The 9,604-nt window shown below is 63.2% G+C and carries 15 protein-coding genes; 13 read left to right on the forward strand and 2 right to left on the reverse strand.

Annotation, left to right across the window (positions count from 1 at the left end; all coding sequences use genetic code 11):
• Positions 1-54: 54 nt before the first annotated feature.
• The gene (locus tag EA796_RS00870) at positions 55-1,224 is read right to left on the reverse strand and encodes a RelA/SpoT domain-containing protein (protein WP_122107167.1); all 1,170 of its coding nucleotides are present in this window, start codon (positions 1,222-1,224) and stop codon (positions 55-57) included.
• A gap of 285 nt (positions 1,225-1,509) precedes the next feature.
• Between EA796_RS00870 and EA796_RS00875 the strand changes: the two genes are divergently transcribed.
• The 13 genes from EA796_RS00875 to EA796_RS00935 all read left to right on the forward strand — a co-directional run bounded on the left by EA796_RS00875 (position 1,510) and on the right by EA796_RS00935 (position 9,234).
• On the forward strand, positions 1,510-1,746 hold the full coding sequence (locus tag EA796_RS00875) for a Com family DNA-binding transcriptional regulator (RefSeq protein WP_122107168.1): 237 nt from the start codon (positions 1,510-1,512) through the stop codon (positions 1,744-1,746).
• The gene (locus EA796_RS00880) at positions 1,688-2,467 is read left to right on the forward strand and encodes a hypothetical protein (protein ID WP_122107169.1); all 780 of its coding nucleotides are present in this window, start codon (positions 1,688-1,690) and stop codon (positions 2,465-2,467) included. The genes EA796_RS00875 and EA796_RS00880 overlap by 59 nt, the downstream gene beginning before the upstream one ends.
• Before the next feature lie 101 nt (positions 2,468-2,568).
• The gene (locus EA796_RS00885; RefSeq protein WP_256679053.1) at positions 2,569-3,861 is read left to right on the forward strand and encodes an S-type pyocin domain-containing protein; all 1,293 of its coding nucleotides are present in this window, start codon (positions 2,569-2,571) and stop codon (positions 3,859-3,861) included.
• A 4-nt stretch (positions 3,862-3,865) separates the two neighbouring features.
• Entirely contained in the window at positions 3,866-4,120 is a 255-nt protein-coding gene (locus EA796_RS00890; protein WP_122107171.1) for a bacteriocin immunity protein, read from the forward strand.
• An 89-nt stretch (positions 4,121-4,209) separates the two neighbouring features.
• Positions 4,210-5,205: a phage protease gene (locus EA796_RS00895; protein ID WP_122107172.1), complete on the forward strand. Its 996-nt coding sequence runs from the start codon at positions 4,210-4,212 to the stop codon at positions 5,203-5,205.
• A 1-nt stretch (position 5,206) separates the two neighbouring features.
• Entirely contained in the window at positions 5,207-6,124 is a 918-nt protein-coding gene (locus EA796_RS00900) for a Mu-like prophage major head subunit gpT family protein (protein WP_122107173.1), read from the forward strand.
• A 12-nt stretch (positions 6,125-6,136) separates the two neighbouring features.
• Positions 6,137-6,580 (forward strand): HI1506-related protein, encoded by a 444-nt coding sequence (locus EA796_RS00905; protein WP_122107174.1) that lies wholly within the window; start codon positions 6,137-6,139, stop codon positions 6,578-6,580.
• 3 nt (positions 6,581-6,583) lie between these two features.
• The gene (locus tag EA796_RS00910) at positions 6,584-6,994 is read left to right on the forward strand and encodes a gp436 family protein (protein ID WP_122107175.1); all 411 of its coding nucleotides are present in this window, start codon (positions 6,584-6,586) and stop codon (positions 6,992-6,994) included.
• On the forward strand, positions 6,991-7,434 hold the full coding sequence (locus EA796_RS00915; RefSeq protein WP_122107176.1) for a phage virion morphogenesis protein: 444 nt from the start codon (positions 6,991-6,993) through the stop codon (positions 7,432-7,434). Before EA796_RS00910 ends, EA796_RS00915 begins: the two co-directional genes overlap by 4 nt.
• A complete protein-coding gene (locus EA796_RS00920) occupies positions 7,427-7,894 on the forward strand; it encodes a hypothetical protein (protein WP_122107177.1) in 468 nt (155 codons plus the stop codon). Before EA796_RS00915 ends, EA796_RS00920 begins: the two co-directional genes overlap by 8 nt.
• Positions 7,895-7,902: 8 nt before the next feature.
• Positions 7,903-8,097, forward strand: a complete 195-nt coding sequence (locus EA796_RS00925) for a hypothetical protein (protein WP_122107178.1) — start codon at positions 7,903-7,905, stop codon at positions 8,095-8,097.
• A gap of 3 nt (positions 8,098-8,100) precedes the next feature.
• Positions 8,101-8,838 (forward strand): hypothetical protein, encoded by a 738-nt coding sequence (locus tag EA796_RS00930; protein WP_122107179.1) that lies wholly within the window; start codon positions 8,101-8,103, stop codon positions 8,836-8,838.
• Positions 8,839-8,886: 48 nt separating this feature from the next.
• Positions 8,887-9,234, forward strand: a complete 348-nt coding sequence (locus EA796_RS00935; protein WP_122107180.1) for a phage tail assembly protein — start codon at positions 8,887-8,889, stop codon at positions 9,232-9,234.
• Between the two features lie 69 nt (positions 9,235-9,303).
• Here EA796_RS00935 and EA796_RS23190 read toward each other — a convergent pair whose 3' ends face one another.
• Positions 9,304-9,459, reverse strand: a complete 156-nt coding sequence (locus EA796_RS23190) for a hypothetical protein (RefSeq protein WP_158603082.1) — start codon at positions 9,457-9,459, stop codon at positions 9,304-9,306.
• Positions 9,460-9,604 lie beyond the last annotated feature (145 nt).

The following is a 9,604-nucleotide window of genomic DNA, read 5'->3' on the forward strand; positions in this document are numbered from 1 at the left end:
CGTTTCTAACGCGGGTCTAACGCGTATGGCGCGCCCCGTTTGAGGAGACAGAGCCTAATCTTCCCCCTGCTCCTCGGGCTTCTTGTTCGTAGCATTGCGCAAACCTGGGAAGCCAAGGCTCAAAGCAGCCTGTGTGAGCTGTGACTGCCTGTCTGTCCACTCTTTAATGGCAGCCATACGAGGGCCATGTATTGCTTCGCTAGCAGCTAAATACGCCTCGGTCGATCTTAATACCTTATCCCGGTCCGCTTGATAAAGCTTCGCTAAATCCGAGATGCTGGTAGAGGCAAGACCTCTAGCTCCAGTCAGTTCATGTGCAAGATCAGTCTCACGGGTAGAGCTATTTTTCAGCTTGCTCATTTCTGTTTTGAGCTTATTTACAAGCTTTTCAGAGGCGGCGCTTTGCTTCTTCTCTTTTTCTAGTTCGGCTAATGCTGCCTCCATAGCCTCAAGAGCTCCTGCACGTTCTTTTTGTACGGCAACTATGCGCGCCTCTGTCTTTTGCAGTTCCTCGGCCAGTACCTTTACAAAGCTTCCCATTTCATCCGCTTGCCCAGCTAGCCGGTTGAATATTCCTAGGAAGTAGCTGACGTGCTCATTGTCAGAGAAGTTCGGATAGCGAACCTTATGGTCGATTTCGCTCCAACCCTCCTCGAATATCGTCCTGACTTGGACTTCGGCAAAAACCATTCTGCGCTGTGGCTGAGTGGAAATGATGTAGTGGATTGAGCGATAGCCTTTGGGATGTTCCTGGTGGGCGAACGCCTCCTCGGCAAAACGATTCTCGGGCGCATCATCACCCTTGCGCGTATAGACGATAGGAGTCTCGGCTAGCGGCCAACCGTCGCGGATAGCCTTATCGATGTCCTCACAGTCGTCCTTAAACAAGTGGAGCGCCCTAACGCCAATCAGGTCTGTGACAATGGAGAAATAGTTTTCGACCGAGATTTCACGATATTTGGCCGACTGCTCGCTGCATTTCCTGACGATCTTTTCGAGCAGGTGCTCCGTATCCTTGATGCGCCAGCGTACGGAGTGAACCCCTGTGAAGGTCTGCATGACCCGAGCAATCAGCTCCGCACAGGCGCGCAACTGCTCATGATTGGCTTCGTGGTCAAGGCCTATTGCACGCAGCATGTCCCACTCTAACTGCGACGCCTCCCAAACCTCTTGGCTAATGCGATTGCGCTGGAGGAAATCTTCGAGGGTGAGGTCCTTCATCATGCTGAACTCCGTAAGCCGCGTTAGTGGCGATCTGCCAGAAGCGGCAACACTACCACTTCGCCAGGACTCACTGAATCCCCTCACATAGGTGCACGCCCCACAAAACAGCGACCATGTTGCTGGCTCATACCAAACGAAAAAGGGCCGACCGGCCGCAGTGTTCCAGCACCCCGACCGGCCGCCAAACCCGCAGAGCACGCCTGCAAGCCCAGCAAAGGCCCCCCACTTCGTCGACGAAGCGCGGGCACCTTATCAGCTGGCTATTTGTACAGTAAAGGCATGCCCATGCACCAACCGCAATCCATCGAAGTCCGCTGCGGCGGCTGTAGCCGTCTCTTGGCCAAGGCCGCCAGCTTCACCCAATTGCAGATCAAGTGCCCGCGTTGCCGGGCGATCAACCAGATAGCCACGAGCTACCCGAATCCAGAGCGCCACCGAGCGCCTCGATCCGTTGAGGTAGCTCATGGCCAAGAAAGCCCATCACCCGGCCGCACCGGGACAGTTCACCCCACCTACCACTGACCAGGTGGGATACCTGCACGGGAGCGAAGCCCTGGCCGGCTTCGGCTCCCGAAACTTCTATGTGGCGCAGCTCCCCCGCGCCGAGGCCAACCGCATGATCATCGCTAACCACTACTCCGGGCGCATCGTGAACAACAGTTATATTCACCTCGGCGTCTGGATCGGTGGCGTGCTACGCGGCGCGCTGCAGTTCGGCTATGCCCTGAACCCGGTGGCCGGCGCGCAGAAGTTCGTGGCCGGCACCCAGGTTGACCAGTACCTGGAGCTGAACCGCATGTGGCTGGACGACGTGGCGCCGCGCAACAGTGAGAGCCGCGCCCTGTCCTATGCCTTCAAGTTCATCAAGCGGGCCTGCCCGCGCGTGGCCTGGGTGCAGAGTTTTGCGGACGAGCGCTGCGGCGGTTGGGGTGTGGTCTACCAGGCGGCGAACTTCCTCTACCTAGGTCACCACCGCACCAGCTTCTATGAGCTGGACGGCCAGGCCTATCACCCCATGCTGCTGACCGCGCACAAGAAATCGGGCCAACGCGGCCAGTTCCTGCGAGCCAACAAGCACCGAGCGATCAAGCGCAGCCTGTTGCAGTTCCGCTATATCTACCTGATCAAGCCGAGTTGGCGGGCCAGGTTCAAGAAGGCGCCGTTGCCGTTTCCGAAGCCTGGGCAGGCGTTACCGGATCGGCGGCGGTTGAAGTCAGCTCTAGCCCAGCAAGCCCAGCGCTGATGAGGTGCCCACCCAAACCGCCCGCCTGGTCAATTTTCAGAACATTCTCACGCCAATACGCAGGCATGGCGCCCACGCTTGGAGGTAAGATTCCGAGGTTTATGCCATACCAATTCGAGGGATCGAGAATGAGCGGCTATGTGCCCAACAACAGAGATGAGCGGCCCGCACCAAAGCCTGAACCCTATAACGGCGACTTCGACCGACAACCTGCCCGGCCTCTGGTGGCGCAAGCGCAGCCAGAGATGCCGCGCCAGGAACTTCGGCAGGCCGGCTGTGTTTTCGCCAAGTCCTGCAATCTGCCTGACGGCGTTATCGATCATCAGCAGCCCGGCAACTTCATCCCTTTGGAGTCGTTGAAAACCTACGGGGAATGGGCAGTACTGGGTACAGGGAGCGCTATTGCGGCCACCGGCACGCCGCTGAAGTTGGTGGGTGGTTCCTCATCCGCTACAGCCTTGGCTACACGCCTGGGCGGCAGCATCGCACTGGCCTTGGCAGAAGGAGCAGCTACGGCGGGTGTAGTGGCCGGGACAGCGCTAGGCAGTATTGCCATGCTTCTGCCCAATAACAACCTCTCCCCGGATAGCGCCTACTACACCAAAGAACAGTATGCAGCGCTCGACATGGGACGAACCCGCGCGCGCCTGAGCATCAAGCACCTCCCCGATGGTTCGGTCGATATTTATGGCTTTTACACCGGTGGCAAAGCCAGCTGGGAAAAGGTACCGGTTATCGAGGCCGTCCCTCGCGGCGATCAGTTCGTCGCCGATATAGGCCTGGGCATCGAACTGATCTGGACGCCCGCCGCCGACCCGAACGATGTGCTGGGTATTCCGGCACTGGAGGGCGCCCCCGCGCTGCCGACCGTGTGGGTATACCCACCGACCGAGAAGTCCGACCAGATTCTGGTCAACCCCGTGCATCCGCCCGAGTACCAGGATGCGATCATCTGGTTTCCCAGCACCGATATCCAGCCGATATACATCGCGCTGAGTCTGCGTGATGAACCGGGCGTAGTGACGGGGCAAGGGCAGGACGTAACGGGCATCTGGCTGGCGGATGCCGGCCGGGAGCTGGGTGCGCCGGTTCCCTCGCAGATTGCCGATCAGTTGCGAGGGAAGCGGTTCAGTAGCTTCGATGATTTTAGGCGAGCGTTCTGGACGGCTGTTGGAAATGACTCGGTGCTGAGTGGGCAATTCAACGAGCGAAACGCTAAGGACATGGCAAAGGGCTTTTCCCCAGTTGCTCCCTCCGCTGAACATGCGGGGAAAAGGCGCGTCTATGAGATCCATCACATTGAAGCGATATCCGAAGGTGGCGCCGTGTACGATCTTGACAACTTAGGCGTTACGACTCCAAAACATCACATTGGACTTCATAAGAAGGGGTAACCAAATGGACTTGAAGAGCAACTTTTCCGATTACACCCAGGATGAGTTTCTAGAGTTGATTCGAGCGATTGAGAGTGCAGGGACAGAAGATGAGCGCGACAGCTTACTTGAGCACTTTATCACTGTCGCAGAGCACCCGGCGGGGTCCGATCTGCTCTACTACCCCGATCCTGGTGCAGATGACAGTCCCGAAGGCATTCTCCAAACAGTCAAAGCCTGGCGCGCCGCCAACGGACTACCTGGTTTCAAGGTCGTCTAGTCGTTTCATCATCGAATGAGCGCATTGGTGATCAGTTACTGACACCCGTCCCCTAATCCCGCTCCCCTCATGCCGCCGACCATGGCGGCATGAACACACAAAACTCCCCACACAACCGCACCACCTCCACAGCCCTCTGTTTCGAGCTGAGCGCCGACGTGCCCGAATGGGTCGAGGTGCTGCCACCCGGCCCGACCGTGACCGGCCGCGATGGCCGCACCTGGACGTATGACCCGGCTCAGGTGCTGGCCGCCACCAAGGCGCACACCGCTGGCGCTGACCTGCCATTCGACTACCTGCACGCCACCGAGCTGAAAGCCCCGCAAGGTGACGACGCCCCGGCGTCCGGCTGGGCGCGCGAGTACCGCCTCAACGAGCGCGGCGCCATCGAGGCCCGCGTGGAGTGGACGGCCAAGGCCCGCAACGCCATCGCCGAGCGCGAATACCGCTACCTGTCGCCGGTGTTCATCTACGACGACGCCGGTCGCATCCACCGCTTTAGCAGCTTCGGCCTGACCAACAAGCCCAACCTGCTGATCAAGGCGCTCAACGCCGAACAACCCACCACGGAGAACCACCCGATGCTCGCAGCAGCCATCCGGGCAGCCCTCGGCTTGTCCGAAACCGCGACGGAAGACGACGCCGTCGCCGCCATCAAGGCGCTGAAGGAGGCCAAGGAAACGGCCCTCAACAGCGAAAAAGCCCCGTCGCTGGAGAAGTACGTGCCGCGCGGCGACTACAACGCCCTGGAGCAACGCGCCGCCAATGCCGAGCAGAAGCTGGCTGACCGCGACAAGGCCGACCTGGACAAGGCCATCAATGCCGAGATCGAGGCGGCCCTCAAGGCCGGGAAGATCACCCCGGCGACCAAGGGCTACCACCTGGCGGCCTGCCAGGAGAGCGGCGGCCTGGAGCGCTTCCGCGAGTTCGTCAAGGCGGCGCCCTCGGTAACGGCCACGGTCGTGCCCGAAGGCAAGGTGGACGAGCAGAACAAAACCGCGCTCAACGCCGAGCAGCAGCAGGCCGCGCGGATGTTCGGCATGAGCGACGACCAGTACCTCAAACACATCAGCGAGGCTCAATAACATGGCAGTGTCCATTACCCCCGCGTTGCTGGCCGCGCTGTTCGCCGGCTATCGCGCCGAGTACCAGAAAGCCCTGGCGGCCGCCCAGCAAACCACCCAGTGGGCCAAGGTGGCCACCCTGGTGCCCAGCTCCACCAGCGAGAACATTTACCCCTGGCTGGGCCAGTTCCCGACCCTGCGCGAGTGGATCGGCGCGCGGGTACTCAAGGACATGGCCGCGCACGGCTACGCCATCAAAAACCGCAAGTTCGAGGGCACCGTCACCATCGAGCGCGACAAGGTCGAGGACGACCTGGCCGGCGTGTTCATGCCGATGTTCACCGAGATGGGCCGCGCCGCCGCGTACCACCCCGAGTCGCTGGTGTTTGAGCTGCTCAAGGCAGGCTTTACCACCGCCTGCTACGACGGCCAGAACTTCTTCGACGACGAGCACCCGGTTTACGCGAACGCCGATGGCACTGGCGCCGTGACCTCGGTCAGCAACATGGACGTGCCGGCCGTAGACCCCGGCCCGGCCTGGTTCCTGCTGGACACCACGCGCGCGATCAAGCCGCTGATCTTCCAGGAGCGCACCAAGCCTGAGATCACCAGCAAGACCGATCCGAACAACAGCGACCATGTGTTCACCCATGACGAGTACGTGCATGGCGTGCGCTACCGCTGCAATGCCGGCTTTGGCTTCTGGCAGATGGCCTACGCCTCTCAGCAGCCGCTGACTGGCGAGCACTACGGCAACGCCCGTGCGGCCATGCAGGGCTTCGTCGCCGACGGCGGCCGGCCAATGAAGATCAAGCCGACGCTCCTGGTCGTGCCACCGCAACTGGAGGCGCAGGCCCGCAAGCTCCTGGTCAAGGACGAGAACGGTGGCAACGAATGGGCCGGCACGGCCGAGTTGTTCGTATGCGACGAGCTGGTTTAAGGGGGCGCCGCCATGATCGTTCGTATCAAGTCCAAGCGGGACGGCTACCGGCGCTGTGGCATCGCCCACCCCCGGCTGCCCACCGACCACCCGGCCGAGCGCTTTACCGACGGCATGCTGGAGAAGCTGCAGGCCGACCCGGTGCTCACCGTCGAGCTGATCGATGGCGAGCTGCCTGGCCCGGCCCCCGAGAGCAGTGGCCAAGGTGGCGACTCTGAGTCTGGTGACACCGGCAGCAATGCCGGCCAGACCGGCGCAAAACCAGACCCGGCCAAGCCGACCAAGGCAACCCCGGCCAAGCCGAAGGTGGGCAAGGCCAGTGCCAAACCCGCTGCGAAAAAAGCGGCCAAGCCTGCGGCGAAACCTGCAACCCCGGCCGCGCCTGCTGACACGTCTGGCGCTCAGGATGAGCAGACCGGCGAGCAAGGGGCCGAGCAGCAGGGCGGCGAGGCATAAGCCATGGCCTACGCAACCCTTGAGGCGCTGATCCAGCAGTACGGCCTGGACGCCGTGCTGCTGGTCGCCGACCGCGACCAGGACGGCGACATTGACGCCGACGTGGTGGAGAAGGCCCTGGCCGATGCCACAGCCGAAATCGACACCTACGTCGGCGCCAAGCACCGCCTGCCGCTACCGGCCGTGCCGCCTGTGCTGGAGCGCCTGTGCTGCGACGTTGCCCTCTACCGCATGTCGTCCGATGGCGGCGTGCTGACCGAGGAAAAGCGCAAGCGTTACGAGGACGCCGTTTCGCTGCTGATCCGCATTGCGGGCGGCAGCGTGTCCCTCGGTATGCCGACCCCGCCCGAGCAGGAAACCAGCGGCGAGGCCTGGTTTGAAAGCCAGCCCAAGCGCTTTGGTGACCTGCTGTGAGCGGCGCCGGTATTCGTGCCGACCTGTTCGCCGACCCGCGCCTGGCCGGACGCCTGGAGCGGTTGGCCCAGCTCGACACCGAGCCGCTGCTGGAGGCCATCGGCGCCGAGGTCGAGAGCCAGACGCGGCGCCGAATCGCCGTCGACAAGGCCAGCCCGGCCGGGATGCCCTGGCCGGAGTGGTCGACCGACTACGCCGCCACCCGGCACAGCGGGCAAAGCCTGCTGCAGGGTGTGGGGCACCTGCTGGACAGCATCACCCACCAGGTTGAAGGCAACAGCGTGTTGATCGGCAGCCCGCTGGTCTACGCCGCTACCCACCAGTTTGGCGACGACGAGCGCGGCATCGAGCAGCGCCAGTTCCTCGGCCTGGAGGGCGACGACCTGGACGACGTGGTGGGGCTGATCGAGGACTACCTGGAGGAAATCGCCAGTGACTGAGTACACCGCCGACCAGGTGCTGCAAGGCATCCAGGAATGGGCCGAGCAGCTCTACCAGGCCGCAACCCAAAAAGTGGAAGTGGCCCTGCACGGCGGCCGGTTCACCCTGGCCGACCTCAAGCGCTATGCCACCGCCGACCGCGCCTGCCGCATTGCCCTGGAGGGTTTGCGCTTTGAGGTGACGGGCCGGGGCGAGCTGATCGCCACCGCCCAGGCCGTGGTGGTGCTGCTGGCCGGCGACAACGGCAAGAAAGGCGCCCGCGCCCTCAACGTGCTGCAGGTAGCCAGCGTGCTACAGGCCGCGTTGCCGGCCAGCCGCTGCGGCCTAGAACTGCAGGACAGCATCAACGCCAAGGACGTGCGCAGCGCCAACCTGTACAGCGCCGCCCTGGATACCGCAGGCACGGCCGGCTGGGTCATCACCTGGCCGGTGAAGTTTCACCACCCACGAGTCCGCTAGGAGGACACATGAGCAAGACCGCCGCGCCCGCCGATGCGGGCACCAAACCGGCCGCCAACGTGCAGGTAAAGATCACCCGCGAGGGGGGCCACCGCCATGCCGGCGACCTGCACGCCAAGGACGCCGTCATCCGCGTCACCGAGCGTGACGCCCAAATCATCGTCGACCGTATGAAGGCCGGCGAACGCGTGAAGGGGGAATAACCCATGGCAGCACCCAAGGTATTCAAGGGCGTAGGCATCGCGCATGCCCAGCGCCTCAGTATTCCCAACGCGCCCATGCGCGACCTCGGCGACGTCGAGCAGCTCAAGGTCGCGCACCGCAATAACCAACTGGTATGGAAGCAACACCGCCGCCCCGGCGGCGGCAACCTGGCCACCCTCGACACCCCGGACGGCATCAGCCTCGACGTGCAGATGCAGGAATGGACGGACGAGAACATGGCCATGACCCTGCAGGGCAAGGTCGTGGAGCTGCCGGCCGAGACCGTGAGCGCCGAGGAAATCGTGCTGCAGCCCGGCTCGCTGTGCGTGACCCAGTACCCCGGCCCGACCAGCATCGTGCTGACCAAGACCAGCGACAGCAGCGACATTCCGCTGTCGGCGGTGACCATCTCGCCGGCCGGTGTGCGCGTGCCGGAAGGCAGTACGGAGATCACCGCGCCGACCCCGGCGACCATCGCCTACGTCAGCACCGCCGCCAAACGCATCGAGCCGCTGGTGGAGGCCGGCGAGGAATACCGCATCGTGTTCGACGGCCTCAACGAAGCCGAGAGCAACCGCCCCTGCATCGTCGAGTTCTACCGCTGGAAGGCGCCTCCCGCCGAGGAGCTGGCGCTGATCGATGCGGAGAACCCCGGCAAGTTGCTCTCCAAGGGCGAGGTGCTGGCCAACCCGGATGCGCCGGCCGGCGAGTCGCCGTTCTACCGCATCACCTGGCTTTAACCACCCACCACGCCGGGCCGCAATGGCCCGGCCTTGGAGCCTGCACGCATGAGCATGACCCTGACCAAGACCATCAACCTGCCCGGCCTGGCGGTGACCGTCCGCGAGCTGACCGTGGGCGAGATTCGCGCCTGGATGAAGCGCATAGCCGAAGGCGGCCACGACCCCGTCGACGACACCCTGCTGCAGGAAATCAGCCTGGCCGACCTGTGCAGCATGACCGACCTGGAACCCGAGCAGGCCGAAGGCCTGACGCCTAGCCAGTTGCGCCGGGTGTTCGAGGGCTGCCGGGAGGTGAACCCGGATTTTTTCGGCCTGCGGGATCGGATCGAAAGCGCCGGGCGCCAGATCCTCGCAAGGCTCTCGGAAGGCTCGAGCGAAACGCCAGCGCCCTGACCCGGCACGGGCATGCCCAGGTATGGACATACCCCTGGGGCACGTTCCTGGCGGCGTTGGAGGAAGCGACTAGCGCGGCCGAGGCGGCGCGAAAAGGGCGCTGAGAAACAGCGCCCCGAGGCAGATGGCCAGGGCGGCCAGCACGGTGAGCGCCAGGGCCGAGGCGGTGAAACGCGGGAACAGGGCCAGGCAGAGCAGCAGGCCGAACAGCGGGAGAGCTTTCACGGGGCTAGCGCTTAGGCGGGCGCGGGAGGAACAGGCTGGCGACATACGCAGGGCCTGAGACCAACAGCATAACGAGCGCGACCAAGAAACCGGCACCGACGAGCCACCAGGCCAGTTTGGGCATTACCAGAGCCACAACGATCAG

Source organism: Pseudomonas sp. AOB-7 (assembly GCF_003696305.1).
In the GTDB taxonomy this organism is placed as follows: domain Bacteria; phylum Pseudomonadota; class Gammaproteobacteria; order Pseudomonadales; family Pseudomonadaceae; genus Aquipseudomonas.

Bases quoted from the DNA above. Each gene is read 5' to 3' on its own strand.
- EA796_RS00905 (WP_122107174.1), top strand. From the start codon at position 6,137: ATGATCGTTCGTATCAAGTCCAAGCGGGACGGCTACCGGCGCTGTGGC.
- EA796_RS00890 (WP_122107171.1), top strand. From the start codon at position 3,866: ATGGACTTGAAGAGCAACTTTTCCGATTACACCCAGGATGAGTTTCTA.
- EA796_RS00870 (WP_122107167.1), bottom strand. From the start codon at position 1,224: ATGATGAAGGACCTCACCCTCGAAGATTTCCTCCAGCGCAATCGCATT.
- EA796_RS00935 (WP_122107180.1), top strand. From the start codon at position 8,887: ATGAGCATGACCCTGACCAAGACCATCAACCTGCCCGGCCTGGCGGTG.
- EA796_RS00895 (WP_122107172.1), top strand. From the start codon at position 4,210: ATGAACACACAAAACTCCCCACACAACCGCACCACCTCCACAGCCCTC.
- EA796_RS00930 (WP_122107179.1), top strand. From the start codon at position 8,101: ATGGCAGCACCCAAGGTATTCAAGGGCGTAGGCATCGCGCATGCCCAG.
- EA796_RS00880 (WP_122107169.1), top strand. From the start codon at position 1,688: ATGGCCAAGAAAGCCCATCACCCGGCCGCACCGGGACAGTTCACCCCA.
- EA796_RS00885 (WP_256679053.1), top strand. From the start codon at position 2,569: ATGCCATACCAATTCGAGGGATCGAGAATGAGCGGCTATGTGCCCAAC.
- EA796_RS00910 (WP_122107175.1), top strand. From the start codon at position 6,584: ATGGCCTACGCAACCCTTGAGGCGCTGATCCAGCAGTACGGCCTGGAC.
- EA796_RS00925 (WP_122107178.1), top strand. From the start codon at position 7,903: ATGAGCAAGACCGCCGCGCCCGCCGATGCGGGCACCAAACCGGCCGCC.
- EA796_RS00900 (WP_122107173.1), top strand. From the start codon at position 5,207: ATGGCAGTGTCCATTACCCCCGCGTTGCTGGCCGCGCTGTTCGCCGGC.
- EA796_RS00875 (WP_122107168.1), top strand. From the start codon at position 1,510: ATGCACCAACCGCAATCCATCGAAGTCCGCTGCGGCGGCTGTAGCCGT.